Origin of the sequence: Streptomyces coelicoflavus, from assembly GCF_045041415.1 — a bacterium.
Classification (GTDB): domain Bacteria; phylum Actinomycetota; class Actinomycetes; order Streptomycetales; family Streptomycetaceae; genus Streptomyces; species Streptomyces coelicoflavus.
In genome coordinates, this window is sequence record NZ_CP108218.1 from 7,627,413 (window position 1) to 7,654,245 (window position 26,833).

A 26,833-nucleotide genomic window follows, 5' to 3' on the forward strand; every position below is an offset into this window, starting at 1 on the left:
GGGCACTCAGACTCCGTCCTCGCTGTGGCGGCCCCATGGCGGCCCCTGGACGTGGGAGGTACACATGGCGGTTCGGCACAGGCTGATCCAGGCGACCCCGGAGGCCGTCTGGGACGTCCTCGCGGACGGAAACACGTACGTGGAGTGGGTGGTGGGCCCCTCGGAGGTCACCCCCAGGGCCGGGCAGTGGCCGCGGGTCGGCGCGACGATCGCGTACGAGGTGCGGCTCGGTCCGCTGCGGCTGCACAACGAGTCGGTGGTCAGGCGCTGCGTGGAGGGCTCCGAACTGGAGCTGGAGGCCAAGGCGGGCCGGCTCGGCACGGCCCGGATCGCCGTGGAACTGCGCCCGTGGGGCGAGCAGTGCCTGGTGATCGTGGACGAGCACCCACTGCGCGGCCCCGGCGGCCTGCTGCACAACGTCGGCGTCGAGGCGCTGATCCAGGTGCGGCACCGCGCCATGCTCGCCAGGCTCGCGAAACTGTGCGAGTCCGAGGCCGGCGACCGCTGCCGTCCCGACCCGCCCGACGTGCTCGGTCCCGTGGGCCACCGGCCGGGAACCGGCCGTGCCTGACGCCCCGGACGCCGTCGACGCCGTCGTGGTCGGAGCCGGGCCCAACGGCCTGGTGGCGGCGAACCTGCTGGCCGACGCCGGCTGGAGCGTGACGGTCCTGGAGGAGCAGCCCGAGCCGGGCGGCGCGGTGCGCCACGACGGCGAGGTCGCCCCCGGCTTCGTCAACGACCTGTTCAGTTCCTTCTACCCGCTCGCCGCCGCCTCCCCGATCCTCGGCGGACTGCGGCTGGAGGACCACGGACTGCGCTGGGCCCACGCCCCCCATGTACTGGCGCACCCCCTGACCGACGGCACCTGCGCCGTCCTCGACCGAGACGTCGCCACCACCGCCGCCTCGCTCGACGCCTTCGCACCCGGGGACGGCGCCGCCTGGGAGCGGCTGCACGCGGTGTGGGACCGCTACCGTGCCGACATCGTGGACGCCCTGTTCACCCCCTTCCCACCGGTGCGCGCCGGCGCCAGGCTGGCCCTGCGGCTGCGCGGCGCGGGCGGGCTGAGGCTCGCCCGCACCCTGGTGCTGCCGGTGCGCCGCATGGGCGAGGAGGAGTTCCGGGGCGAGGGCGGCAAACTGCTGCTGGCCGGCAACGCCCTGCACGCCGACCTCGCGCCCGAGGCGGCCGGCAGCGGCGGCTTCGGCTGGCTGATGTCGATGCTCGGACAGACCTACGGCTTCCCCGTGCCCGTCGGCGGCGCCGGCGCCCTCACCGGGGCCCTGGTCCACCGGCTGCGCGCCCGGGGCGGCACCCTGCACTGCGGGCGGCGCGTCGAACGGGTCCTGGTCCGCGACCGGCGCGCCGTCGGCGTCCGCACCGCCGACGGGGAGACGGTGACCGCCCGCCGCGCCGTCCTCGCGGACGTCTCCGTCCCCGCCCTCTACGGCGGGCTCGTCCCTCCGGCGGACCTGCCGGACCAGGTCCTCGCCGACCTGCGGCGCTTCCAGTGGGACTTCGCCACCTTCAAAGTGGACTGGGCGCTGGACGGTCCCGTGCCCTGGCGGTGCGAGGCGGCGGCCCGGGCCGGCACCGTGCACCTCGCCGACGGCCTCGACGAGCTGACCCGGTTCGCCGCCCAGATCGCCATGCGGCAGGTCCCCGACCGTCCCTTCTCGCTGTTCGGGCAGATGACGACCACCGACCCGACCCGCTCACCGAGCGGTACCGAGTCCGCCTGGGCCTACACCCACGTCCCCCACGACGTCCGCGCCGACGCGGGCGACGAGGGCATCACCGGCAGCTGGGACACCCGGGAGCGGGAACTGATGGCCGACCGGCTCGAACGCCACGTGGAACGGTTCGCCCCCGGGTTCCGTGCGCTGGTCCGGGCCCGCCGCGTGCTCGCCCCGCCGGCGCTCCAGGCCATGGACGCCAACCTGGAGGGCGGCGCCATCAACGGCGGCACCACCGCCATGCACCAGCAACTCGTCTTCCGCCCCGTGCCCGGCACCGGGCGGCCGGAGACACCGGTGGCCGGTCTCTTCCTCGCCTCCGCGGGCGCCCACCCGGGAGGCGGGGTGCACGGAGCACCCGGCGCCAACGCCGCGCGCGCCGCGCTGCGTCAGCACCGGTTCGCGGGGCTCGCCCGGGTGCAGCGGGCCCTGACCCGACGAGACCGGGCGGGCGACCGTTGCTGAACGCCGGTGACCGTCGCCGGATGCCGGTGATCGTCGCCGGACGCCGGTGACCGTCCGCACAAGCCCCCGAGCCGTCCGACGAAGAGGGAAGGGCCCCCGTGACAGACAGCCCCCTCCAGAACCGCACCGTCGTCGTGACCGGCGCCGCACGCGGACTCGGTGCCGCCGTGGCCCGCGCCTGCGCCCGCCGCGGCGCCCGGCTCGCACTGCTCGGCCTCGAGAAGCCGTGCCTCGACGCCCTGGCGGCGGACCTGCCGACCCCGGCACTCGCCGTCGAGACCGACGTCACCGACCCGGCCGCACTGGCCGACGCGGCCGACGAGACCCGCAGGCGCCTGGGCAAGCCGTCGGTCGTGGTGTCGAACGCCGGAGTCGCGCACGGCGGACCGTTCGCCACGTCCGACCCCGCCGAGTGGCGCCGCGTCGTCGACGTCAACCTGACCGGCAGCGCCCACACGGCCCGCGCCTTCCTGCCGGACCTCCTCGACACCGCGGGCTACCACCTTCAGATCGCCTCGCTGGCCTCGCTCGGCGCCGCACCCCTGATGAGCGCCTACTGCGCCTCCAAGGCCGGCGTGGAGGCCTTCACCCACTCGCTGCGCGCCGAGGTGGCCCACCGCGGCGTCGCCGTGGGCATCGCCTACCTCAACTGGATCGACACCGACATGATCCGCGACGCCGACCGCTACCCGGTGCTGCGCGAACTGCGCGCCCACATGCCGCCCCCGGCCCGCCGCACCTTTCCGCCGGAGGACGTCGCCGCCCGCCTGGTGCGCGCCGTGGAACGCCGCCGTACCGCCGTGTACGTGCCGGGCTGGCTGCGCCTGGTCCAGCTGGGGCGCGTGACCCTGCCGCCCGCGGTCGTACGGCTGTCCCGCCACGAACTGCCCCGGATGGAGGCCGAGGAGGCCCTGGGCCACACCGGGCCGCTGGGCGCGGGCGGGCTGGCCGACCGCGCGGCGGACCCGCGGCAGTAGCCGCCGGCGGGGCGCGGACGGCCCGTGTCAGTACGCCCCGAACCGCCGGGCCAGGGCCCGCAGCGGCGCCGACCGGCCCCGGTCGGGCACCGTCCACAGCGTTTCGCCCCGCACCCCCCACCGTTCCAGCAGGGCGCCCGCGGCGAGGAACCCGGAGGTCGCGGCGCGCTCCATCAGCGCCACCGGCAGATCCGTACGGACCAGGTCCCCGGCGACCACGACGGCCGGATCGGGCGTGCGCACCGTGGGGCGGTCGCGGTAGCCCCCGACGGTGAACAGCGGGCAGTCCGCCCGCCATTCGTGCCGTGCGGCGACCACGCGGGCCCGGCGGGTTTCCGGGTACACCCGGTGCAACTGGTCGACGAGGCGCTTCTCCTCGACCTCGCGGACGGCCGCCGACGGCACGGCGTAGGCGTGGAGCTCGACGACGCAGCCCCCGGTGCGCGCCGCCCAGCGGGCCGCCTCGCCCTCCCAGTGGGACAGCACGCTGACGTTGTCCAGCGAGCCGTAACCGCTGGTGCCGAGGAACCCGGGCCGGCCGGGCGCGACCGGGCGGTCCAGCCACAGCCGGGAGACCAGGAACGGCGGAGCGTTCCGCAGCCGCGCCACCCGCGTCCGCCAGCCGGCGTCCCCCAGGTGCGGCGAGCGGGACACCACGTCCCGCAGCCCGCCGACGTCCATCGCGAGCACCACGGCGTCGTACGGCCGGGCCCCGGCGGCGTCGACCACGAGCCGCCCGCCGGACGGGCCGGGCCGGACCGCCTCGACGGCGGTGTCCGTGCGCACCTCGACCCCGTGCCGCGCCAGATGCCCGGCGAGGGGATCCCACAGCGCCTGCGGGAACGGCTCACGCGGTACGTCGAACAGCAGCCCCTCGCTGGAGCCGAGGAAGTAGATGTGGAACATCAGCGCCATCTCCGCGGCCGACAGCTCGCGCGGGTCGGCGAAGAAGCTGCGGGAGAACACCTCGAAGGCCAGGTGCCGCGCGGCCGGGGGAAAACGCAGGGAGTCGAGGAAGTCGTGGGCGCTGACGTCGTCCAGGCGCTCGTGGACGCGGCGGGTGCGGACGTCGAGGAGCGGCAGCGCGGCCGAGGGCCGCAGGGACGTCAGGTCCCGCAGCCCGAAACTGGGACTCAGGGCGACGAAGGCGAGGGCGCTGAACGGGGGAGTGCGCGGAATCCGGCGGAAGCCGTCGTGCAGCCCGCTGCTGTGCCGCAGGGGGTAGTCGGGCAGGCCGGTCAGCATGGCCAGGCCGGGATCGCCACGGCGCAACAGGCCCCGCAGGTTGTAGTACTGGCGGAAGAAGGCGTGGAACCCCCGGCTCATCGTGGCGGGCGTGCCGTCCGGCAGGGCGAACGTCCGGCCCGAGACCCGGCCGCCGAGCACGGACTCGCGCTCGTACAGCACGACGCGCACCCCGCGTTCCGCCAGGACGGTGGCCGCCGCCAGGCCCGCGATGCCGCCGCCGATCACCGCCACCGACGGCGCGCCGCCCTCGACGCGCTCCCGCCCGGGCCCGGGACACAGCATCCGCGCCCGCCGGTCCCGCCCGGGCGGCCGCACCGCACGGCCCCGGCCGCCGGCACCCCGCCGGATCACCGGTCCCCTCCGCCGCGCGCGGGGCGGACACGCGTGCCGCCGGACCCGGTGCCGGGGACCCGGACGGCGTCGTGACGCGGGCCGGTGGTCGGCGCGTCCCCGGTTCCGGCGCCGTCGGTCCGGGAACCGGGGGCCCCGGGTCCGCGAGTCCGGACGGCGTCGTGGTGCGCGTGGCCGGTTCGCGCGTGGCCGGTTCGCGCGTCGGCGGTTCCGGCGCCGTCGGTCCGGGAACCGGGGGCCCCGGGTCCGCGAGTCCGGACGGCGTCGTGGTGCGCGTGGCCGGTTCGCGCGTGGCCGGTTCGCGCGTCGGCGGTTCCGGCGCCGTCGGCCGGAGTCCCGGAGGCCGGTGCGACGTCGTTCCCCGCGCCGCCCGTGCGGACACCGCCGCTCCCGGTGCCGTCGGTCCGGGTGCCGCTGCCGCCGGTCCGCACGCTGCCCGTCTCGCGCGCCGTACCGCCCGGTTCCCCGTGGGCGCGACGGCCGACGAAGGTGTGGGTGATGCCCGTCTGCCAGCCGGGCAGCGGCAGGACACGGACCCCCGCGAACCCGGCCCGCCCCAGCCGCGCGCCGAACGCCGGGGCCGTGTCGAACGCCGCGACGCTGCGCCACAGGTGCAGGTACAGCTCCCGATCGCCCGTCGCCGTGCCCAGCGGCAGGATGACGGCGCGGCACACCGCGTCCCACACCAGCCGGTTGCCGCGCCGCCCGCCGAGCGCGTACTCGTGCACCGCCAGCCGGCCACCGGGGACCAGCATCCGCCGCACCGACCGCAGGACGGCGTCGGGGTCGGACACGTTGCGGAACAGGTAGGCGGCGAACACCGCGTCGAAGGGGCCGCGGACCTCGGCCCGGTCCAAGCCCTCCCGGTCCGAGTCCTCCCGGTCCAAGTTCTCCCGGTCCAAGACCTCCAGATCCAGGTCCTCGGCCGCCGCGTGCACGAAGCGCACCCGCGAGGGCCACCGCTTGGCCCGGGCCCGCTCCAGCATGCCGGCCGAGGCGTCCACCCCGACGATCTCGGCCGCCGGGAAGGCCGCGGCCAGGGCGGCGGTCGAGGCCCCCGTGCCGCAGCCCAGGTCCAGCACCCGGCCCCCGGCACCGCCGTCCGCGAGGCCCAGCCGGCGGGCCGAGCGGCGCAACTGGGCGTGGTAGCCGGGGTTGAGCGCGACGAGGCGGTCGTAGCGGCCGGCCCCGCGGTCGAAGGCGGCGGTCAGCGCGGCGTCGCGCAGCAAGGGCATCGGGGGCTCCTGGCGGGTCGAGGGTCGACGGACGGCGTTCAGCGGACGGGCAGGTGACGGCGCGGCAGCCACGGCAGTTCGGCCGCCGTGCGCAGCATCGGCAGGACGGGGACGCGCACCCCGACCGCGAGGTCCTCGGACAGCCGCGACCCGCCGTCGAGGAACCGCAGCAGCCGCGCGGCGGGTACGCGGTCGAACAGCCGGAAGAAGAGGTCGGGCCCGTCGACCCGGCCGGTGTCCAGCGCGCGCAGCAGCACCGCGTCCATCCACCGGGCCCGCGCCTGATGCGGGGGCGGCGGCACCGGGCGGCGGCCCGCGCGCACCGCACGGGCGACGGCCTCGGACTGCCGCTGCACGGCGGCGAACGTGTAGCCGGTGGACGCCCGCGTCGCCCCGCCCGCGACGCCGATCCGGAAGACCCGGTCGCAGCCCCCGGCCCGCCGCTCGAAGACGGCGTCGGTCATGGGGATGACCCCCTGCTCGGTCGACAGGACCTCCATGGCGCCGGTGCGCAGCACACGGCGCGTGTAGTCCTCCAGCGCACCGTCGTACGCCTCGGTCGTCAGGGGCGCCGGGCCGAACTCGGTGTACTCGACCAGCGCGGTGTGCCGTCCGGTCGGCAGCACGTAGCCGAACGACAGGCCCCGGCGCGGCTGCGCGGTGCGGAAGTCCATCAGGTCGACCACCCCCGGGTCGAAGGCCGGCCGCTCGGTGCGCACGAACCAGCCGCGGAAGTGCTGGAGCAGCCGGGTGCGGGCGGCCGGCAGCCGGTCCGGCGGACGGGAGTCGAAGACCCAGCGGGCGCGCAGGCCGACCGGCGCGCCCGAGGCGTCCGTGGCCGCCACCCGCACGGTGGCGTCCGGCAGGACGGTCACCGCGCCGACGGTGGCCTCGACGCGCCGCAGCCCCGGACGGTCCTGCAGGTCCCGCTCCACCAGCGCCTCGAAGTCGTCCGAGCGGATCATCTTGTAGCGGGCCGGCGCGATGTGCCGCCGGACGACCGTGCCGTCCCGGCCGTGCACCCGCAGCCACTCCCACGTCGCCGTCGCCGCCCGGTCGAAGCGGCCGCACCCGGCCTCCCAGAAGCACCAGGTGCGACGCGGGGGCCGCAGCGGTCCGGGCGGCGGATCGACCAGGACGACGGAGGACGCCGCACCGGGCGGCGCCGCGGCCGGGAGCCGGTGGACCAGGGACAGCCCGGCCGCCCCCGCACCGACGACCACGATCTCCGCGTCGAGCACGCCCGCCTCCTTCCCGTCGGTCTCCACCCGCCGGCCCGCCCAGGTCCGGTCCGCCCGGTCCGGTCCCGCCGCGGTCCGGTCCGGCGGAGTATTCCGCCCGCCGCGGTCCGCGGAACGTTCGGCGCGCTGGACGGCGCGACACGGGTACCCGCCCGGGGTCGCGATACCGCCGGGCGGGTGACTGCCGGACGGCAACCGGCCCGTGGGGCGTCGCCCCCGGGGGCGAAGGGGGAAGGCTGACGCCGACCCGTACGAGAGGACCCGCGATGCGCCGCAGCACGGCCGACCACGGCGACCACCGGCCGCACCCACCGCTCGCGGGCCGGGGCGCGCGATGACGCGGACGGTGCCCGGCCGCACCGACCACGTCGTGGTCGTCGGGGCCGGGCTCGCCGGGCTGGCCGCCACCCTGCACCTGCTGGGCGCCGGCCGCCGGGTGACGGTCGTGGAACGCGACCCGCTGCCCGGCGGCCGGGCCGGACGCCGCGCACTCGGCGGCTACCACCTCGACACCGGCCCGACCGTGCTGACCATGCCCGACCTCGCCGACGAGGCCTTCGCGGCCGTCGGCGAACGGCTGCGCGACCGCGTCGAACTCCTGCCCCTGCACCCCGCCTACCGGGCCTGCTTCGCCGACGGCACCACCCTCGACGTCCACACCGGCGCCGACGCGATGGCGGCCGAGGTCGAACGGTTCGCCGGGGCCCGGGAGGCGGCCGGGTACCGGAGGCTGCGCGACTGGCTCGGGCGGCTGTACACGGTGCAGATGCGCCGGTTCATCGACGCCAACTTCGACTCGCCGCTCGGCCTGCTCACGCCCGACCTGGCCCGGCTCGCCGCCCTCGGCGGATTCGGCCGGCTGGACGCCCGTATCGCACGGTTCCTGACCGACGAGCGGCTCCAGCGGATCTTCTCCTTCCAGGCCCTGTACGCCGGTGTCGCACCCTCCCGGGCGCTGGCCGCCTACGCCGTCATCGCCTACATGGACACCGTCGCCGGCGTGTACTTCCCGCGCGGCGGCCTGCACGCCCTGCCCCGGGCCATGGCCGCGGCCGCCGCCGACGCCGGGGCCGACCTGCGCCTCGGACGGGACGTCACCCGCCTGGAACGGTCCGGCACCCGCGTCACCGCGGTCGTCACCGACCACGAGCGCATCCCGTGCGACGCGGTCGTCCTCACCCCCGACCTGCCCGTCGCCCACCGGCTCCTCGGCCGCCGCCCGCGCCGCCCCGTCGCCCTGCGGCACGCGCCCTCGGCCGTGGTCCTGCACGCCGGCACCACCCGCACCTGGCCGCACCTGGCCCACCACACGCTCTCCTTCGGCGCCGCGTGGCGGCGGACCTTCGACGAACTCACCAGGACCGGAACCCTCATGACCGACCCGTCCCTGCTGATCACCCGGCCCACCGCCCACGACCCGACCCTCGCCCCCGAGGGCCGCCACCTCCACTACGTCCTCGCGCCCTGCCCCAACACCGACATCGGCCCCGGCGCCCACGCCTGGAGCGACCTCGCGCCCCGCTACCGCGACCGGCTGCTCGCCACCCTGGAACGCCGGGGACTGACCGGCATCGCCGCCGCCGTGGAGGAGGAGTGCCTGGTGACCCCCGCCGACTGGACCGCGCAGGGGCACGCCGCGGGCACCCCGTTCTCCGTCGCCCACACCTTCGCCCAGACCGGGCCCTTCCGGCCGCGCAACCTCGTACGCGGCACCGACAACGCGGTCCTCGCGGGCTGCGGGACCACCCCGGGCGTCGGCGTGCCGACCGTACTCGTCTCCGGGAAGCTGGCCGCCGCCCGGATCACCGGCACACCGGCCCGCGCCCGGTCGGCGAGGGGCGGGCCGCGATGACCGCCCGCGAACTCGACGCCGCCGGCATCACCGCCCCGGAACTGCGGGCCGCCTACACCAGGTGCCGGCTCCTCAACGCCCGCCACGGACGCACCTACTTCCTGGCCACCCGCCTCCTGCCCGCCGACCGCAGGCCCGCCGTGCACGCCCTGTACGGGTTCGCGCGCCGGGCGGACGACATCGTCGACGACATGGGGGCCGAGGCCACGCCCGCCGAGCGCGCCGCCGCCCTCACCCGCCTCGACCGACTGCTGCGGCGGGCACTCACCGGCGGACGGCCGAGCACCGAACCGGTGGTGCTCGCGCTGGCCGACACCGCCGCCCGGTACGCCATCGAACCGGCGCACTTCACCGACTTCATGGCCTCGATGCGTGCCGACCTCACGGTCACCGACTACGCCACCTACGCCGACCTGCGCACCTACATGCACGGCTCGGCCGCCGTCATCGGCCTCCAGATGCTCCCCGTGCTGGGCACCGTGACCGCCCGCGCCCCGGCCGCCCCGCACGCCGCCGCGCTGGGCGTCGCCTTCCAGCTGACCAACTTCCTGCGGGACGTCGGCGAGGACCTGGACCGCGGCCGGATCTACCTGCCCGCCGACCTGCTCGCCGCGCACGGCGTCCACCGGGACCTGCTGCTCTGGAGCAGGGCCACCGGCCGCCACGACCGGCGCGTCACCGCCGCGCTGCGGGCCGCCGAGGACCTCACCCGGGGTGTCTACCGCGAGGCCGAGCCCGGACTCGCCATGCTCGACCCCGTCGCGCGGCCCTGCATCCGCACCGCGTTCCTGCTCTACCGGAACATCCTCGACACCATCGCGGACGGCGGGTACGCGGTACTGCACCGGCGCGCGGTGGTGCCCCGCCGGCGGCGCGCGGCCGTCGCGGCCGACGGGCTCGTACGCGTCCTCGCCGCCCGGCTCCGGGCACGCCGCACCGCCGTGCCCGCACCGGTGCCGTGCGACGCCGTGGACGTGAAGGAGCCCCGATGAGTACCGAACCCCGCCCCCGCCGGGGACGCCTGCCCCTGCGGCTGCGGCGCCGCGCGATCCCCTGGGAGCGGCAGCGGCCGACGTGGCGCGAGGCCCGCCCCGCCCTCGTCGCCGCCGCACTCGCACGCGCCGGGGCGCGCCCCTCGGGCAACTGGTACGTCCTCGGCGCGAGCACCGACGTACGTCCCGCGCGCCCGCTGTCCGGCACCGTCGAGGGCGTCGAGGTCGTCGTCTGGCGGGACGCGCGCGGGCGGCTGGTGGGCGGCCCCGGCGCCTGCCCCCACCTCGGCGCCCCGCTGGCCGACAGCCCCGTGCGGTGCGGCACACTCGTGTGCCACTGGCACGGACTCGCCCTGGACGGCGCCCCGTTCGCCGGGTGGGAACCCCTGCCGGTCCACGACGACGGTGTACTGGTGTGGGCACGGCTGGACACGGTGGGGGAGGAGCCACCCACCCCGGAGCCCCTCGTGCCCGGCCGGCCGCCCCGGCCGACGGCCCTGACGTCGGTGTGGCGCGGCGTGGGGACCTGCGAGCCCGAGGACGTGGTCGCCAACCGGCTCGACCCGTGGCACGGAGCCTGGTTCCACCCGTACTCCTTCGTGGACCTCACCGTCGTCGAGGCGCCCGGGGAGAGCACGCACCCCGACGGGGACGGCGACCGCTTCCTCGTGGACGTGTCCTTCCGGCTGACCGGCCGTCTGGTCGTCCCCGTACGCGCCGAGTTCACCGCGCCCGGGCCCCGCACCGTCGTCATGCGCATCACCGGGGGCGAGGGCACCGGATCCGTCGTGGAGAGCCATGCCACGCCGCTCGGCCCGGGCGGCGACGGCCGGCCGCGCACCGCGGTGGTCGAGGCGGTGCTCGCCACCTCGGACCGGCCCGGCTTCCCCCTCGCCCGGCGCCTGGCACCGGCCCTGCGTCCGCTGATGCGGGCCGCCGCGGGCCGCCTGTGGCGCGACGACCTCGCCTACGCCGAACGCCGCGCACACCTGCGCGCCCGCGGCCAGTTCCCCGGCTGAACGGAGCGGCACCGCATGCAGACCTTCCTTCCCCACCCGGGCTTCCGGGACTCCGCACTGGCCCTGGACCGGCGGCGTCTCGGCAAACAGCGCGTGGAGGCGCTCCAGGTACTGCGCGGACTCACCGTCCCCGGCTACGGCTGGCGCAGACACCCCGCCGTGCGGATGTGGACGGGCTACGAGGAGGCGCTCGTCCGCTACGGTCTCGACGTCTGCCGTGTCTGGCGCGAGCAGGGCCACCAGGACAGCTGCGCGGCCTCACTCGTCGCGGGGCTCGCCGAGCACCGCCCCGGTGAACCGGTGCGCGACCAGCCGGCACTGGCAGCCGCCGGGGAACTGCCGCCCTGGCTCGGCGACGAGGCCTTCCACCGCAGCCACCGCTCGGCCCTGGTGCGCAAGGAGCCGGAGGTGTACGCCGACCTGTTCCCGGGAGTCCCGGACGACCTGCCCTACGTGTGGCCGGGTTCGGACCGGGAGCGCGGAGAGCGGTGACGCCCGGGACGGTCAGGTCTGCTGCCTGCCCGCGAGGTCCTTCATGTCGACCGTCTCGTCGGCCGGCGGCTGCTCGGGGTTCACCTTCTCGCCGTACTCGCTGAACGTGACGCTGCCGGGGTTCTTGCCGCCCTCGGTCGTGGTCTTCAGGATGTACGGCTCGCCCTCCGTCGCGACGTAGAGGGTGAGCTTCTCGCCGCCGGAGGCGTCCTTGGTCAGCTGCAGGGCCTGCTCGCCGTCCACGTCCGTCGTCGAGCCGCGCTTCATGCCCCGGCGCTCGGACTCGTCCTCGTCCATGGCGGCGACGAGCCCCTGCTTGTCGCAGACCCCGGCGGTCGTGGCGTCGTTCGCCGGCATCTTCACCCACTTGTCCTGGAGCTTGGGCGCCATCTTCTGTGCCGCGTCGGGCTGCTGCTTCAGGGCGTTCTCCCAGTACTGCTCGTCGCCCCGCAGGTAGAGAGTCGCCTCGGTGTGCCGCACGTCCGCCTCGGTCCCGCCGGCGCCGACGGTGCCCTGGCAGTTCTTCTCCTGGTCGACCGAGACGTCGATGGTGACGGTGCTGCCGTCCTCCAACCGGGTGTCGCCCTTCACGTGCATGGACTTCGCCTGCCGGGTCGCCTCGACGGCCTTCGCGGCGATGTCGTCGGCGCTCTGCCCCTCGAACGGCTTGTCCTCGTCAGCCGAATCGCCGCCACAGCCGGCCAGGAGGGCGACGGAGACGCTCGCGGTCGCCACGGCGGTTGCCACTTTTCCGGTACGCACTGGCAGTTCCTTCCCATGTCTGTTCATCACCGTCAAATCCTTTGCTGTCCCGATGTGTTGGCATCGGGGCCTTCCGACTACCCCGGATCCCCGTGGCATGCACACGAGGGAGAAGCGGTGACGGTCGTGTGAGCGGCCTCGTCCCGATTGGTCCCCGACGGCGCACCCGAAGTGGACCCCGTGGCGGGCCGCCGCGCTCCCTAGCGTCGTGGCCATGAACGCCACCACCACGCGCGGGGCCCTGCTCGCCGCGCTCGCCTGCCTCCTCGTCGGAGGATCCTTCACCGCCAACAGCCTGCTCGGCGACTACCCGTACGCGGGCGGCCAGTTCCTGCGCTACGGCCTGGCCTTCCTGCTGCTCCTGCCGCTCGCCGGTCCCGGCGCGACGACCCGGCTGCGGGCGCTCGGCGCCGGCCGGTGGGTGCGCCTCGCGCTGCTCGCGGCCGTGGGCATGGTCGGCTTCAACCTCGCCGTCCTCGCCGCGGAGCGCACGGCCGAGCCTGCGGTGCCCGGCGTCTTCGTGGGCTGCGCGCCCGTGGTCGTCGCCGTCGTCGTCCCCCTCCTGGAGGGGCGCCGGCCGCAACGGGTCGTCCTGTACGGGGCGTTGTTCGTGGCCCTGGGGGCCTTCACGGTCCAGGGCTGGGGCCGTACCGACGGCGCGGGCCTCGCCTTCTCGGTGTGCGCACTGGTCGGCGAGGTCGGGTTCGCCGTGCTGGCGGTGCCCGTACTGCGGCCCCTCGGCCCGCGGCTGCTGTCCACCGTGGTGTGCGGTGTCGCGGCGGCCGAGTCGGCTCTGGCGGGCGTCCTGGCCGACGGCGGCGGGTGGCTGCGCCGGCCGGACGCGGTGGAGACGGGCGCGCTGCTGTGGCAGGCGGTGGTGGTCACCGTCGTCGGGTTCGTGTGCTGGTACATGGGGATGCAGCGGATCGGGGCCGAGCGTGCCACCCTGTTCTCCGGGCTGATCCCGGTCGCCGCCGCCTGCACGGCCCCCCTCGTCGGCACGGGTTCCTACGGCGCGGCCCAGGCCGTGGGCAGCGCCCTGGTCTTCGCCGGGGTCGCCGTGGGGTCGGGCGCGTTGCCCGTCGGGCGCCGGCCACGGTCCGCGGCGGGGCGTCAGAGGGCCCTCGAACGGTCCTTGGAGAAGCTGTAGAGGTCCTTCGAGGTCGTGATCAGCTCACGCTGTTCCTGCCGGGAGCCCACCATGGGCTGCGAGCCGTGCAGCGGCACCTGGGCGCTCTCGGGCAGGAACCTCACGGCCACCAGGCCGATGGCGCCCGCGACCATCAGGTAGTAGGCGGGCATCAGCTCGTCGCCGGTGATGCTCACCAGGGCCTCGGCGACGAGCGGTGTGGTGCCGCCGAAGGCCGCGACGGCGAAGTTGAAGCCGATGGCCATCGCGGCGTAGCGCACGGCGGTCGGGAACAGCGCGGGCAGGGTGGCCGCGCTGGGCGCGGCGAAGCAGGCCAGCAGGGTGGACAGCAGCAGCACCCCCAGGACCGGCGCCCAGATGCCGTCCGCCTTCAGCAGCAGGAACGCCGGGATCGCGAGGACGATCATCGACGCGGCGCCGACGGCGTACAGCGGTCGGCGGCCGACGTGGTCGCTGAGCCGTCCGAGGAAGGTGATCAGCAGCACGATCCACACCATGCCGATCAGCACCAGCACGTCCGCGAAGCCGCTGGAGCGGTCCAGGGTCTCCGTCTGGTAGGTCGGCAGATAGCCGGTGACCATGTAGTTGGTGACGTTGTAGAGCAGCACCAGGCCCATGCAGACGAGCAGCGGGCGCCAGTGCTCGCGCACGATCGTCCTGAACTCGCTGCCCGCCGACTCCTGGGCCAGGCCCTTCTCGTGCTCGTCGAGCTGCTGCTGGAAGGCGGGGGACTCCTCCAGCTTGAGCCGCATGTACAGGCCGATGATGCCGAGCGGCCCGGCGATCAGGAACGGCAGCCGCCAGCCCCAGTGCAGCATCTGGGCGTCGGTCAGCGCCAGGTTCAGGACGGTGACCAGCGCCGAGCCCAGCGCGTAGCCGACGAAGGTGCCGAAGTCGAGCCAGCTGGAGAGGAAGCCGCGCCGCCGGTCGGGTGAGTACTCGGCGACGAAGGTGGTGGCGCCGCCGTACTCGCCGCCGGTGGAGAAGCCCTGGACCATCCGGGCGAACAGCAGCAGGACCGGGGCGGCGATGCCGATGCTGGCATAGCTGGGGATGAGGCCGATGGAGAAGGTGCCGAGCGCCATCATGATCATGGTGGTGGCGAGTACCTTCTGCCGGCCGACGCGGTCCCCGAGCGGGCCGAAGAACAGGCCGCCGAGCGGGCGTACGACGAAGGCCGCGGCGAAGGTGGCGAAGGAGGAGATGACCTGCGCGGCGGGTGAGGCGCCGGGGAAGAACACCTTGCCGATGGTGGCGGCCAGATAGCTGTAGACGCCGAAGTCGAACCACTCCATGCAGTTGCCGAGCGCCGAGGCCCCGACCGCGCGCTTGAGCAGGGGCTTCTCGACGACCTGGACGTCCTCCTCGCGAAACGCCCGCTTGGTGCGGCGCAGCCGGCGGGTCAGTTCCTCGCGCACCTGCCGCGGCAGGCGCGCGACCGTACCCGGCATCTTCGCCCCGTTCCGGGGTCCGGACCCGCCGTCGGACTTCGCGTCGTCCACGCCGCTGCCTTCCTGTCGTTCCGCCACGGTTCGCCTGAGCGAATTCTGTGCCGCAGTTCGGAAGGGGCGCATGCCGGAGCCGCTGCCCGGGGCGGCGCGGATGCCCCGGGCAGCGGCGGTGCGGTACGGCTCAGGGCTGTACCGGCATGCTCCAGCAGTTGGAGCCGGCCGGCTCGCCGGACAGCCGGTCGGTGAGCCAGGAGAGGGCGTTGCCCTGATCGGCGAGCAGCGGGCCGAAGTGGTTGAGCAGTCCGCTGCCCACGCCCGGCAGCAGCACGGGGACGTAGGTGACCTTGCCGCCCTTGTCGCACCAGTCGACGGCCAGCCGGCGGGCCTGGCCGTGGGGGACCAGGTCGTCGCTGACGCCCGTCGCCACGCGGACGGGGCTGCCGGGCTTCAGCGCGCCGATGCGCTGCTCGGCGAGGAAGTCCTGGAGCGCCGGCTCGGCCCGGATGATGTCGCCGAGGGACTGCCCGGTCTTCGTCCAGTCCGTGCTGCTCTCGCCGCCGTAACCGAAGAGCGCGTCGCCCACGCACATGGTCGACAGGTCCTTCAGCGCCTCCTCGCCCGCGGCGTTGATGTACCGGTCGGCGATGGGCCGCAGGGCGGGCTCGGTCTGCAGGAAGCCGTTGAGCGACCAGCCCAGCGCGCCCGCCAGGTCGCCGCCGTCGATCGCCTCCGTCACCTTGGTCAGGTCGGCGGGCGGCGCACCGGCGTAGGTGCCGGACAGCTCGACGTCCGGGGCGTAGGAGGGCTGCAGCTCGGCCGCGGCCGCCGTGGCACCGCCGCCCTGGCTGTACCCGAACAGGCCGACCCGGGAGCTGGAGGTGACGGACGACGAGTCGAGGGAGCGCGCGGCGCGTACGGCGTCCAGCACGGCGTGCGCCCCGTCGACGCGGTTGACGTAGGTGTGCAGCCGGTCGGTGGTGCCCAGGCCCACGTAGTCGGTGACGACGACGGCGACGCCGCGCAGCAGCAGCCGGTAGACCGACAGGTCCTCGTAACCGACGGAGACCGTCTGCCCGTTGAGCCGCAGCGGGTGCTCCAGGGCCATCGAGGCGGCGCACTGGTCGCCCTGCCCCATGGTGCCGGGCGCGACGGCGACCAGGGGGCGCGGCCCCTCGCCGCGCCACTTCGCGGCTGGTTCGATGTAGGCGCCGGTGACGGCGACGGCCTCGCCGTTCGCGTCGGTGGACTTGTACATCAGCCGGGTCGCCCGGCCGGGGAGCGGGCCGTCGATCCCGGGCAGGCTCAGTGCCAGGGGGAGCGGTTCGCTGCGGATCACCGTCCCGTCGGCGCCCGGGAGTTCGGACGGCGGGGTGTAGAAGGCGGGTATCTCGACGCCGCGCGACGTCGTGGGGGCCGGGTCGGTGGCCGCGCCGTCGGCCGCGACCGCCGGGACGGCCTGCGCGCCGAGGGCGAGCGCGGCGGCGATCGCCGCCACGAGCAGGTGGGGACGTGGGGGCATGGCGAACCTCCTGGGGAAAGGCCGGATCCGGTCGTCCGCGGTCCCGTGGGGCCGGGGCCGTGGTCGCGCTGCTCCTGTGGGGTTACGGGACCGTAACCGGACAGGGGTTACCAGGGGTAGCACCTGACTCATTACGGTTCAGTAACTTGACGCCACGTCTAACAAGAGCGCAGCCGGGTGTCCTCCGGGGCTCGCGGTCGGCTCCGTGCGGAACGCGCCGACCCGGGAGCGGGCCGGCCGGACCGGGATCCGGTGCCGGGCCACCCGCTCCCGGGCGTCGAGGTCGTCCCACGGTCGCCTAGCGACGGCTCCGTACCAGCAGGTACAGGAAGTACGGCGTGCCGATCACCGCGGTCATGAGGCCCGCGCCGAGCTGGGCCGGGGCGATCACCGTGCGGCCGATGAGGTCGGCGGCGCACACGAGGACGGCGCCCAGCAGGATCGCCACCGGCACGACCCGCACGTGGCGCCGGCCCACGAGGGCGCGTGCCGCGTGCGGAGCCACCAGCCCGACGAAGCCGATGGTGCCCGCGCAGGCCACCGCGGTCGCGCTGAGGACGACGCTCAGGACCAGGAACCCGAGGCGGCCCCGGGCCAGCCGCAGGCCGAGCAGGCGCGGGGTGTCCTCGTCCAGCGAGATCAGGTCCAGCTCGGTGCGCCGGGCGACCGCGACACCGATGCCGACGAGCAGCGCCAGCGCGACCGGCACGACGTCCGGCATGGTCCGTCCGTAGGTCGAACCCGACAGCCAGGTCAGCGCCTTGGTGGCGTTGAACGGGTCGGTGAGCACGATCAGCAGACTGATCAGCGCCGCCGTCCCGGAGGCCACGCCGATGCCGACGAGGACCAGCCGGTTCTGCCGGAAGCCGCCCCGGGCGGCGAGCCCGAAGACGAGGACGGCGGTGACGGCGGACCCCGCGAACGCGGCCCCCGCCACGCCCCACGTCCCGGCGGCCGGGACCGTGGTCACCAGGATCACCGCACCCAGCGCGCCGCCACCGGTCACACCGAGGACGTTCGGTTCGGCGAGCGGGTTGCGGGTGACGGCCTGCACGAGCGTGCCGGCCAGGGCGAGCGCCGCGCCCGCGCCCAGCGCGGCGAGCACCCGCGGCACCCGCGTGTCCAGGACGAAGGAGACGGTCCGCCCGGCCCGTCCCTGGGCCCAGTTGACGACGTCACCGAGCAGCAGCTTGGTGTCGCCCACCAGCACGGCGGCGATCACGAGCCCCACCAGGACCACGACCAGGACGGCGGCCGTCGTCAGGAACACCCCGCGGCCGGGGGTGCGCAGCCGGTCCGGTGCCCCGGCGCCGGCGGTGTCCCGCACCCGCAGCGCCATGGCGACCAGGAACACGGCGCCGACCAGGCTGGTGACCACACCCGTGGGCACGGACACCGCGCGGTCGTCCGCGATCAGGGCCCGCAGCAGCACGTCCGAACCGAGCACCAGGGCCGCGCCGGTGAGCGCCGCCGCGGGCATCACCGTACGGGAGCGGCCGAAGCCGCCGAACCGGCGGGCCAGCGGACGCACCAGGGCGGGCGCGCACAGGCCGACGAAGCCGATCGGGCCGGCGAGCGTGACGGCGGCGGCGGACAGCAGTGCCGCCAGCACGACGACCGTGACCCGGGTGGCCCGCACCGGGACGCCGAGACCGCGCGCGGCGTCGTCGCCGAGGGCCAGCGCGTCCACCCGGCGGGCCGTCAGCATCAGCCCGGCCAGGCCGATCAGGGCGATCGGCAGCATCTGCACGACGCCGTCGAAGCCGTTCTGGGCGATGCTGCCCTGGTTCCACGCGTACAGGCCCTCCGTCTGCTCCGGGAAGAGCAGCAGCAGTCCCTCCGTCATGGAGTTGAGGCCCAGCATCAGCGCGGTGCCCGCCAGCACCAGCCGGACGGTCCCCGTGCCGAGGCCGGACAGACCGAGCACGACGGCCGCCGCCGCGAGTCCGCCCACGAAGGCGACACCGGACGAGGCGAGCATCGGCAGCGAGACACCCGTGGCGGCGGCCAGCCCTAGCGCCAGGTAGGAACCGGCGTTCACGGCGAGGGTGTCGGGGGAGGCGAGCACGTTGCGGCTGACCGCCTGGAGCACGGCGCCGGCCATGCCCAGGACCGCGCCGACCAGGAGCCCCGCGGTCGTGCGGGGCAGCCGGGAGGCGACGACGACGGACGCGTCGTCCGGGTCGGCCTGCCCGGTCAGGGCCTTGAGGACCTCGGACGTACCGACGGCGGCGGTGCCCTGGGTGAGGTCGACGACGGCGAGGACGGCGACCAGCAGGACGATCCCGGCCGTCACCGCGGCCGCGCCCGACCGGGACGACGGGACCGTCGACGGACGGGCCGCGGTGGGCTCGGTGGCGGGTTCGGTTGCGGTGACGGCCATGACCCCGCTACTTCGTCAGGGCGCCGACGACGGCGTCGATGTACGCCTCCATCGACCCGGGACCGCCGAACATCCAGATGCCGTCGTCGAGCCGGTGCACGTCGCCCGCCTTCACGAACGGCAGGGACTTCCAGACCGAGTTCTTCGCCAGCTCACCGGTGAACGGGGTGGCGCTCGGGTCGTCGTCGTTGCCGATGTAGGCGAACTGGGTGTCCTTGGGCAGCTTGGTCAGGCCCTCGACGTCGGTGGCGCCGAGACCGTAGGACGCGTCGCCCTTGACCGTCCAGGCGTTCTTCAGACCGATGGCCTCGTTGACCTCGCCGATGAGCGAGGTGGCGGTGTAGGGGCGGACCGAGACCTGGTTGGCGGTGACGTAGCCGTCGGCGAAGGCGAGGTTCTGGCCGGACATCCCGGCGTCGGCCAGGGCCTTCTTGCCCTCGGTGACCTTCGCCTCGAAGCCCTCGCGCAGCGACTTCGCCCTGTCCGTGGTGCCGGTGGCCTTGGCGATGAGGTCGACGTTCTCCAGCATCTGGTCGATCTGACCGGTGCCGTCGGCGGAGGTCACCTCGATCACCGGGGCGACCTCGCGCAGCTGCTTCACGGCGGCGGGCGTGAGGTCCGTGGTGGCGACGATGAGATCGGGGGCGAGGGAGGCGACGGTGTCCATGCTCGGCTCGCCGCGGGTGCCGATGTCCTTGGGCTCGTTCTTCAGCGGAACGGCGCTGTCCCAGGTCTTGTAGCCCTTGACGTCCGCGACGCCGACCGGGTCGACGCCGAGCGAGACGAGGCTCTCGACGACGTTCCACTCGGTGGCGACGACCTTGGTGGCCGGCCCGTCGAGCTTCACCTCGGTGCCCTTGCCGTCCTTGAGCGTGATCGCCTCGGAGGCCTTCTTCTCCGTCTTGTCGGCGGCGGGTTCGGTGGTGCCGCAGGCGGCGAGGGTCAGCGCCGCGGCGGTGGTGGCGGCCGCGGTGAGCAGGAGGCGTCTCATGAGGTGGTGCCGAGCCTTTCGGGGGTTCGTATGTGGTGGCGGCCGACCGGGCGCGTGCGCAGCCGGCCGGTCGTGGGGTCGGTGTCGACGTCGATCCGGATGCCGTACACGGCGGTCAGGCGCTCCGGGGTCAGTACGTCCTCGGGCGGGCCGTCGGCGACGATCCGGCCCGCTTCGAGGAGGGTGATCCGGTCGGCGACGGCGGCCGCCTGGTCGAGGTCGTGCAGGACGACTCCGACGGCGATGCCGTGGTCGTCCGCCAGGTCGCGGACGAGGTCGAGCAGTTCGACCTGGTAGCGCAGGTCGAGGTAGGTGGTGGGTTCGTCCAGGAGCAGTACGCCGGTCTCCTGGGCGAGACAGCTCGCGAGCCACACCCGCTGCAACTGCCCGCCGGAGAGGTGGTCGGCGCCGCGGTCGGCGAGCTCGGTGACGCCGGTGAGCGCGAGCGCCCGGTCGACGGCGGCCGGGCCGTCCGGGTCGGGCCGCCCCCAGCGGCCCCGGTACGGATAACGGCCGAACTCGACGACGTCCCGCACGGTCAGCCCGCCCGGCGTCGGCCGTCCCTGCGTCAGCAGGGCGACGTGCCGCGAGAACTCACGGGACGTCAGCGCCAGCGCGTCGGTCGTGCCGTCGATGCCGATCGTGGCGGTGCGGGCCCGCTGGAGCCGGGCGACGGTCCGCAGCAGTGTCGACTTCCCACTGCCGTTGGGCCCCACCAGGACGGTCACTTCGCCGGGCCTGAGCCTGACCCCCGCGTCGTGCACGACGTCCACGCCGTCGTACGCGACGGTCACGCCCGTCGCCGACAACTCATGACCGCGCAGGCGCGGGGTACCGGCTGCGTCTTCAGCTGATCTCACGAAGTGAAGGTTAGCCTAACCTAAAAAGTGCTGGTAGAGACGGGGCTCACACAGGTTTCGCGGCGACTGGCGCGAGTCCCGCTGCAGGGTGGGGCCGGAGTGCTCAACTCCCCTGCGGGGAGCGGGGTTTCCACAGTCCCGCCCGGTTGAGGGACATCGGGCAGTGGAGGTAGATCTCGTCGATCTCCAGGACCAGCGCGAGGTCCGGGCGCCGTCCGTCCCGTGCCATCGCGTCGAAGAAGGGTGCGTCGGTGAGGATGCGGGCCCGGCCGTTGACGCGCAGCACCTCCTTGCCACCGGGGATCAGGTAGAGCAGCCCGGCGTGCGGATTGCCGAGGATGTTGTGGAAGCTGTCCCCGCGCCGGTTGCCCGCCCGGTCGGGCAGCGCGAGGGTCCGGGAGTCGAGGACGTGCGTGAAGCCGGGGGTGTCTCCGCGCGGCGACACGTCGCAGTTGCCGCCCGTGTCGGAGGTCGCCAGGAGACAGAAGGGGGAGCGGGCCAGGATGTCCCGGTCGTCGTCGGTGAGCCGGTCGTGCACCTTGTCGATGACGACGGGCCAGGGCTCGCCCAGCAGTTCGCGCAATTGCGCGGCGGAGCCGAGTTCGACCCAGCCCTCTTCGCCGGTGGCGCCGGGGGCGGTGTCGGCTTCCGATGGTTGTTGCACACTAAACATGCTCTGATCTTAGGTACGCCTTACCTCACATCGGGCGCCGCCCTCGGAAACCCGGGAGAACCGCTCTCAGAAGGCGTACCGGATCCGCAGCCAGGGCGCGTGCGCGGCGACCAGCGCACGGAGCCGGGCGACCGCCTCGGCCTTGGCACCCACGCGGTAGCGCACGTTCAGCGCGCCGTTCTCGGAGCGCTTGGCCTCCTGGACCTCCGGCCGCCACAGCACCTCCTCGGCCCGCGGATGCCAGCCCAGGTTGACCTCGTGCAGCTCCCTGTTGTGCGTCAGCATGATCACCTCGGCGGCGGCCTGCCCCTTGACCCGCTCCGGCAGGACGTCGTCGAGATGCCGCAGCAACTCCGCCCAGGCCGCCTCCCAGCCCGGCCGCACCACCACGGGGGAGAGGTTGAAGTGCACCTCGTAGCCCGCGTCCAGGAAGCCGGCGGCCGCGGCGATCCGCTCGGCGACGGGGGAGGTGCGCACGTCCAGCAGCCGGGAGTCGTCCGGCGGCATCAGGGAGAAGCGGATCCGGGTCCGGCCGCGCGGGTCCAGGGCCAGCAGGTCGGGGTTGACGAACTTGGTCGCGAAGGACGCCTTCGCCGTCGGCCACTGCCGGAAGGCGTGCACCAGGTCCGCGGTGTTGTCGCAGATCAGGGCGTCCACCGAGCAGTCGCCGTTCTCCCCGACGTCGTAGACCCACGCCTCGGGGTCGCACTGGTTCGGCTCGGGCTTGGGACCCTGCCGGGCGATGTGCCGGCCGAGGTGGGCGATGATCCGGTCGACGTTGGTGAAGACCGTGATCGGATTGGCGTAGCCCTTGCGGCGCGGTACGTAGCAGTAGGCGCAGGCCAGCGCGCAGCCGTTGGAGCCGCCCGGCGCGATCCAGTCCGCGGAGCGGCCGTTGGGACGGGTGGTCAGCGTCTTGCGCTCGCCCAGGACGAGCGTCTCGCTCTTGACGCGCACCCAGCGCTCGACGTTGCCCTCGTTGCCGTGGAGACCGGGGATGCCCCAGTGGGAGTCCACCTCGACGACGCGGGCGTCGGGGAACCGGGCGAGGACCTGCCGGCCGCGCGGGGAGGCGGCCGCCGCCGGCTCGGCGTGGATCTCCCGTACCGGCAGCAGCCGGCGGGCGGCGGCGGAGTCCCGGAAGAGCGGTCCGGCGGCGGGCGTGGCGGCCGGTGGACCGGGCGCCAGGGCGTCGAGACCGAACAGGGCGTCGGAGCCGTCGTCCGACGCGGGGGACGGGTCGTGCATGAGGGCTCCGGGGCGAGGTGCGGGGACGACCGGGCGGCTCGGCCACGGTCCGGTCCCTCCACTGTACGAAGCGCACGGCACCTTCCGTCGTGTCGCGCGGCCCTTCGGGGGCATACGCGAGACACGGCACCGCCCCGGTGCCGCCGATCCGAAGGGATGTGCACCGTGCTCGCCATCGTCGCGGCTGTTCTGTTCCTCCTCGCCTGGCTGATCAACGCGGCGGAAGTGTCGACCAACGACGTCTTCACCTCCACCAACGTCATGCTCGTCGGCCTCGCCCTGCTGGCCCTGCACGTAGCCGGGATCGGCAGCGGCCGGGCGACGCGCGGGCGCCGCCGCTGAGGCGACGCTCACCGACCGCACGTCGGCCGCCCGGTCATCGGGGCGCACGGTCATCCGGTCATCCGGTCAGGGAATGCGCGCCACGCCCGCGTAGATGCCGCTCTCCTCCGGCGCGGGCGGCTCCAGGCCCTCGCCGGACCACTCGGTGGCCGTCACCAGGCCCGGCGGCACCAGGTCCAGGCCGTCGAAGAACCGGGTGACCTCCGCCCGGGTACGGAAGCCGAGGCGGATACCGCCCTTGGCGTACTGGGCGATCACCTGCTCCGCCAGCTCGGGGAAGAGGTCGATCGCGGCGTGCGACAGCACCAGGTGACTCCCGGACGGAAGGGTCTCCACCAGCCCCCGGACTATGCCGTGGGCGTCCTGGTCGTCCGGGACGAAGTGCATCAGGGCGATCAGCGACAGCGCGATCGGCCGGTCGAAGTCGAGGATCCCGCGGGCGTGCCGCACGATCTCGTCCGGCTCGCGGACGTCGGCCTGGATGTAGTCCGTGGCCCCCTCCGGGCTGCTGACCAGCAGCGCCTCCGCGTGCCGCAGCACGATCGGGTCGTTGTCGGCGTAGACGACCCTGGCCCTCGGCACCGTCCGCTGGACGATCTGGTGCAGGTTGGGCTCCGTCGGGATGCCCGTGCCGATGTCCAGGAACTGGTCGATGCCCCGCGCGGCGAGGTGCGCCACCGCGCGGTTCATGAAGGCGCGGTTCTGCCGCGCCGCGTCCCGGGCCTCCGGCGGCAGCGTCTCGCCCACCGCCTCGTCGACCGGGTAGTTGTCCTTGCCGCCCAGCAGCCAGTCGTAGACACGCGCGGGGTGGGCCCGGCCGGTGTCGATGTGGGGAGGCTGGGTGTGGTCCGTCGTCATGGCAGGCTCCGTGGTCCGGGAGGTGACGCTGCGCCGCAGTTTTCGATCATCGTACTGCTGTGTCGCCGTGCCATGTGCCCGAAGGACGCCGGAAGTTGCCGTTCGCCCACGGCTCACCGGCCGTCCCGGCCCAGGGTGCGCGGTGGACGGTGGGTCCACGCGCGGTCGGCGTCGGTGATTTCGCGCAGCACCCGGGCCGGGGTCCCGGCGACGACCGTCATCGGCGGCACATGGGCCGTCACCACGCTGCCCGCGCCGACCACCGAACCCCGCCCCACGGTCACCCCGGGCATGATCAGCGCACCGGCCCCGATCCACACGTCGTCCTCGATGCGCACCGGCGCGGAGAACTGCGTGCCGTCCCGGCGCAGCTCCGGGTGGACGGGGTGGCCGGTCGTGCTGACCGCCACGTGCGGGGCGAACATCACCCGGTCCCCGACGAGGATTTCGACGTCGTCGACCAAGGTGAGGCCGAAGTTGGCGTACACGTCGTCGCCCAGGCGGGTCCGGCTGCCGTAGGCCACGTGCAGCGGCGGCTCGATCCACACGCCCGTGCCCAGGGCGCCGAGCAGCTCCTTCAGGATCGTCCGGCGGCCCTCCTCGTCCCGGGCGCCGGTCCGGTTGTAGGAGTCGGCCAGCTCCTTGCCGCGCAGCCGTTCCTCCGTCAGGCCCTCCAGACCCGGTGCGCCGTCCGAGTAGAGCTCCCGGGCCGCCATCCTGCGGCGGACCTCGCGCTCACGGGGGTCGGTGGTCATACGGTCTCCTCGTGTCCGTACCGATGGACCGCGGCCCCGTCCGCGCCCGAGTGCGGCCGCGCGGACGGGGCCGCCGTCAGGGGGAGGTCAGCCGGTGGACACGTCCGTCAGCGTCCAGCGCTGGTTGGCACCGGAGTTGGGCGGCCAGGTCGTGACGGCGGCGCCCGCGTGGGTCGCCTGGCCCCCCACTTCGAGCAGGCGCCCGGTCGCCGCGTTGACCAGGGTCCAGGTGCCGTCGCCGGTGGTCGACGCGATCCACTCGGCGGCCCGGTCGCGCCCGCCGGTGTCGGGCTCCGCCACGGGGACGTCGTCCCGTACGGCCAGCCGCGTGCCGTCCTGGGGCCGGGAGAAGACGTAGCGGTCGCGGACGCCGCCGTCGTGGCGCACCGCGCTCAGCCGCCACCGCTCGGCGCTCGCGTCGGCGCCGGTGCCGAGGACCAGGTTCGTGCCGTCCCCGGACACGGTGACGGCCTTGCCGCTCTGTACGCCGGTCAGCGTGTACGTGTGGCCCCTGCGCAGCTCGGCGGCGCCCTTCGCGACGCCCGAGACGCCCTTGACCTCGAACGAGGTGACGGACTGCGCGGGCACGGTGAAGGTGGCCGTGCGGTCGCTCACCCGGATCGGGGCCTGCCGCTCCAGCTTGCCGTCGGCGCTGGTCACGACCGGGGTGACGGTGGCCCGGCGGCTCACGTCACGGAACTTCGACAGGTCGACGGTGACCGTGCGGGCCTCGGTGGTGCGGTTGACGTGGACGAGCGAGGCGCCCTTGCCGTCGCGGGTGACGGCGGCGGCGCTGGAGGTGTCGTCCGTCTTGATCAGCCGGTCGCCGGGCTTGATGAAGTGGGTGAAGTTGCGTGCGGTGTCGAACTTGGTGTTGGTCCGGATCGGGCAGGTCTCCAGGGTGTCCCCGGCGGTGCAGTCGAACGGGAGCTGGATGCTGCCCCAGTTGCCGCCCTTCGCGGACTCGCCCCCCGGCTTCATGTTGTCGTAGTCCTCGACAGGCTGCCAGAACACCCAGGCACGGGGCTCCAGTTCCCGCAGGTCGTCGACGATCTGCTGGGCGAGGCCGAGGCCCGGCCGCATGTCCTCGAAGTCCTGGCCGTCGCCCCAGTCGCCGCCCACCTCGCTCATCCACAGCGGTTTGTCCGCGGCCTTGGCGAGGTCCCGCACGGTGGTGCGCTGCCCGGTGCCGTAGGTGTGGACGTTCATCTGCCCGACGAGGGCGCGGTCGGCCTCGGAGTAGGCGCTCCAGTTCTTCGCGAAGGTCCCGGGGTTGGTCTCGTCCATCGCCGAGATCTCCGCCTTGACCTTCGCCTTCTTCAGAGCGGGGGCGAGGGCTTGGAGCACCTCGCGTTGCAGCTCGGGACCCATGTGGGCGCCTTCCTGCCGGCCGCCGACCGGTTCGCCCTCCGCTCCCGACTGCGTCCCCCAGTAGGGAGTGTTGGGCTCGTTGAACGGGTCGACGGTGTCGACCTCGATGCCCTCGGCCTTCTCCAGCCGCCTGGTCGCGCCCGCGAGATAGGCGGCGAAGTCGTCGACGGACCCGGGCTTCAGCTGGTCGGCGGAGGAGTCGAAGCCGCCGGAGACGTAGCCGCTGACGGTCATGAACCAGGGCGGGGAGTTGCTGAACGTCTCCCAGTGGTCGATGTCGTCCTTGATGCGCTCGACCCACCAGCGCTGGGTGGCGTCGGCGTCCTCGTTCCAGTCGGCCGGGTCGTCGGCGCTCCACCAGTCGGTGTCCTCGCGCGTGGTGCCCGCGGGCGCCTGCCACCAGCCCTCGACCGCCCCGCCGGCCCGCAGGTAGTCCTTGACGTCCGGCGCGTTGCCGCCGCCGATGTTGTACCGGGCGATGTTCAGGCCCAGTCCGTCGTCGCCGAACAGCAGCCGGGCCAGCTTCTCGCGGATCTCGGGCGGGTAGTCGCCGGTGGCGTTGGCGAACCAGACCAGGCTGGTGCCCCAGCCCTCGAACTCCTCCTGCTGGTACGAGGGGTCCGGCCGCACCGTGACGGAGGCGGCGGCCGCGACCGGTGCGGCCTGGGCGGGAACGCCGAGCAGGGCGGCCCCGGTGGCCAGGGAGGTGAGAACAGCGGCCCCGAGGAGGCGTCTGCTGCGGGTACGGCGTGCCATCGTGTGCTCCCAACGGAAAGGTGTGGTCGCTGCGGTGGTGGCCCCCGCCGCCCGGTCCGGGGCAGGAGGGGACGGCCCCGGAGCGGGCGCGTGCCGCTCCGGGGAG

Annotated in this window: 22 protein-coding genes and 1 pseudogene; 9 read left to right on the plus strand and 14 right to left on the minus strand. The window is 74.5% G+C overall.

The window, feature by feature from the left end; genetic code table 11:
- The first annotated feature begins 64 nt into the window (after positions 1–64).
- From OHA99_RS34390 to OHA99_RS34400, 3 genes are all read left to right on the plus strand, one after another.
- Complete coding sequence (locus OHA99_RS34390) at positions 65–571, plus strand: SRPBCC family protein (RefSeq protein WP_153181326.1); 507 nt, start codon at positions 65–67, stop codon at positions 569–571.
- Complete coding sequence (locus tag OHA99_RS34395) at positions 564–2,201, plus strand: NAD(P)/FAD-dependent oxidoreductase (RefSeq protein ID WP_366473685.1); 1,638 nt, start codon at positions 564–566, stop codon at positions 2,199–2,201. Before OHA99_RS34390 ends, OHA99_RS34395 begins: the two co-directional genes overlap by 8 nt.
- Positions 2,202–2,299: 98 nt before the next feature.
- A complete protein-coding gene (locus OHA99_RS34400; RefSeq protein WP_153181328.1) occupies positions 2,300–3,178 on the plus strand; it encodes an SDR family oxidoreductase in 879 nt (292 codons plus the stop codon).
- A gap of 27 nt (positions 3,179–3,205) precedes the next feature.
- Here the strand turns inward: OHA99_RS34400 and OHA99_RS34405 are convergent, their stop codons facing one another.
- The 3 genes and pseudogenes from OHA99_RS34405 to OHA99_RS34415 form a co-directional block, all read right to left on the minus strand.
- Positions 3,206–4,708, minus strand: coding sequence for an NAD(P)/FAD-dependent oxidoreductase (locus tag OHA99_RS34405; protein ID WP_194280356.1), 1,503 nt, complete (start codon positions 4,706–4,708; stop codon positions 3,206–3,208).
- A 521-nt stretch (positions 4,709–5,229) separates the two neighbouring features.
- Positions 5,230–6,012 (minus strand): annotated as a pseudogene (locus OHA99_RS34410) (methyltransferase domain-containing protein); the annotation flags it as partial.
- 38 nt (positions 6,013–6,050) lie between these two features.
- Positions 6,051–7,253 carry a lycopene cyclase family protein gene (locus tag OHA99_RS34415; protein WP_405698695.1) on the minus strand — a complete coding sequence of 401 codons (1,203 nt, stop codon included), beginning with the start codon at positions 7,251–7,253 and terminating at the stop codon, positions 6,051–6,053.
- Between the two features lie 334 nt (positions 7,254–7,587).
- Between OHA99_RS34415 and crtI the strand changes: the two genes are divergently transcribed.
- Genes crtI through OHA99_RS34435 form a run of 4 tightly spaced genes read left to right on the plus strand, consistent with a single transcriptional unit; the run spans position 7,588 to position 11,608 of the window.
- Positions 7,588–9,105, plus strand: coding sequence for a phytoene desaturase family protein (crtI, locus tag OHA99_RS34420; RefSeq protein WP_153181330.1), 1,518 nt, complete (start codon positions 7,588–7,590; stop codon positions 9,103–9,105).
- Positions 9,102–10,097, plus strand: coding sequence for a phytoene/squalene synthase family protein (locus tag OHA99_RS34425; RefSeq protein WP_405698696.1), 996 nt, complete (start codon positions 9,102–9,104; stop codon positions 10,095–10,097). Before crtI ends, OHA99_RS34425 begins: the two co-directional genes overlap by 4 nt.
- Positions 10,094–11,116, plus strand: coding sequence for a DUF5914 domain-containing protein (locus OHA99_RS34430; RefSeq protein ID WP_405698698.1), 1,023 nt, complete (start codon positions 10,094–10,096; stop codon positions 11,114–11,116). Before OHA99_RS34425 ends, OHA99_RS34430 begins: the two co-directional genes overlap by 4 nt.
- A 15-nt stretch (positions 11,117–11,131) precedes the next feature.
- On the plus strand, positions 11,132–11,608 hold the full coding sequence (locus tag OHA99_RS34435) for an MSMEG_6728 family protein (RefSeq protein WP_405698700.1): 477 nt from the start codon (positions 11,132–11,134) through the stop codon (positions 11,606–11,608).
- 12 nt (positions 11,609–11,620) lie between these two features.
- On the opposite strand, the gene OHA99_RS34440 is transcribed toward OHA99_RS34435, so the two are convergent.
- The gene (locus tag OHA99_RS34440) at positions 11,621–12,370 is read right to left on the minus strand and encodes a hypothetical protein (protein ID WP_087792421.1); all 750 of its coding nucleotides are present in this window, start codon (positions 12,368–12,370) and stop codon (positions 11,621–11,623) included.
- A gap of 214 nt (positions 12,371–12,584) precedes the next feature.
- Here OHA99_RS34440 and OHA99_RS34445 point away from each other — a divergent pair, with 214 nt between their 5' ends.
- On the plus strand, positions 12,585–13,520 hold the full coding sequence (locus OHA99_RS34445; protein WP_153181334.1) for an EamA family transporter: 936 nt from the start codon (positions 12,585–12,587) through the stop codon (positions 13,518–13,520).
- Here the strand turns inward: OHA99_RS34445 and proP are convergent.
- The 7 genes from proP to OHA99_RS34480 form a co-directional block, all read right to left on the minus strand.
- Positions 13,484–14,971: a glycine betaine/L-proline transporter ProP gene (gene proP / locus OHA99_RS34450; protein ID WP_153182114.1), complete on the minus strand. Its 1,488-nt coding sequence runs from the start codon at positions 14,969–14,971 to the stop codon at positions 13,484–13,486. The genes OHA99_RS34445 and proP overlap by 37 nt on opposite strands.
- Positions 14,972–15,152: 181 nt before the next feature.
- Positions 15,153–16,490, minus strand: a complete 1,338-nt coding sequence (locus OHA99_RS34455; protein WP_405698702.1) for a lipase family protein — start codon at positions 16,488–16,490, stop codon at positions 15,153–15,155.
- Positions 16,491–16,788: 298 nt separating this feature from the next.
- The gene (cdtC, locus tag OHA99_RS34460; protein ID WP_405698703.1) at positions 16,789–18,873 is read right to left on the minus strand and encodes a siderophore ABC transporter permease CdtC; all 2,085 of its coding nucleotides are present in this window, start codon (positions 18,871–18,873) and stop codon (positions 16,789–16,791) included.
- A 7-nt stretch (positions 18,874–18,880) separates the two neighbouring features.
- A complete protein-coding gene (gene cdtB / locus OHA99_RS34465; RefSeq protein WP_153181337.1) occupies positions 18,881–19,864 on the minus strand; it encodes a siderophore ABC transporter substrate-binding protein CdtB in 984 nt (327 codons plus the stop codon).
- Positions 19,861–20,724: an ABC transporter ATP-binding protein gene (locus OHA99_RS34470; RefSeq protein WP_153181338.1), complete on the minus strand. Its 864-nt coding sequence runs from the start codon at positions 20,722–20,724 to the stop codon at positions 19,861–19,863. The genes cdtB and OHA99_RS34470 overlap by 4 nt, the downstream gene beginning before the upstream one ends.
- A gap of 103 nt (positions 20,725–20,827) precedes the next feature.
- Positions 20,828–21,388, minus strand: coding sequence for an MSMEG_1061 family FMN-dependent PPOX-type flavoprotein (locus OHA99_RS34475; RefSeq protein WP_381501663.1), 561 nt, complete (start codon positions 21,386–21,388; stop codon positions 20,828–20,830).
- 75 nt (positions 21,389–21,463) lie between these two features.
- Positions 21,464–22,645, minus strand: coding sequence for a spore photoproduct lyase family protein (locus OHA99_RS34480; protein WP_405698705.1), 1,182 nt, complete (start codon positions 22,643–22,645; stop codon positions 21,464–21,466).
- Between the two features lie 156 nt (positions 22,646–22,801).
- Here OHA99_RS34480 and OHA99_RS34485 point away from each other — a divergent pair, with 156 nt between their 5' ends.
- A complete protein-coding gene (locus OHA99_RS34485; protein WP_366473687.1) occupies positions 22,802–22,987 on the plus strand; it encodes a hypothetical protein in 186 nt (61 codons plus the stop codon).
- 66 nt (positions 22,988–23,053) lie between these two features.
- On the opposite strand, the gene OHA99_RS34490 is transcribed toward OHA99_RS34485, so the two are convergent.
- The 3 genes from OHA99_RS34490 to OHA99_RS34500 form a co-directional block, all read right to left on the minus strand.
- Complete coding sequence (locus tag OHA99_RS34490) at positions 23,054–23,845, minus strand: SAM-dependent methyltransferase (protein WP_153181341.1); 792 nt, start codon at positions 23,843–23,845, stop codon at positions 23,054–23,056.
- Positions 23,846–23,958: 113 nt separating this feature from the next.
- Positions 23,959–24,600, minus strand: coding sequence for a sugar O-acetyltransferase (locus tag OHA99_RS34495; protein WP_366473688.1), 642 nt, complete (start codon positions 24,598–24,600; stop codon positions 23,959–23,961).
- Positions 24,601–24,687: 87 nt separating this feature from the next.
- Complete coding sequence (locus OHA99_RS34500) at positions 24,688–26,727, minus strand: RICIN domain-containing protein (RefSeq protein WP_405698706.1); 2,040 nt, start codon at positions 26,725–26,727, stop codon at positions 24,688–24,690.
- Positions 26,728–26,833: the final 106 nt, after the last annotated feature.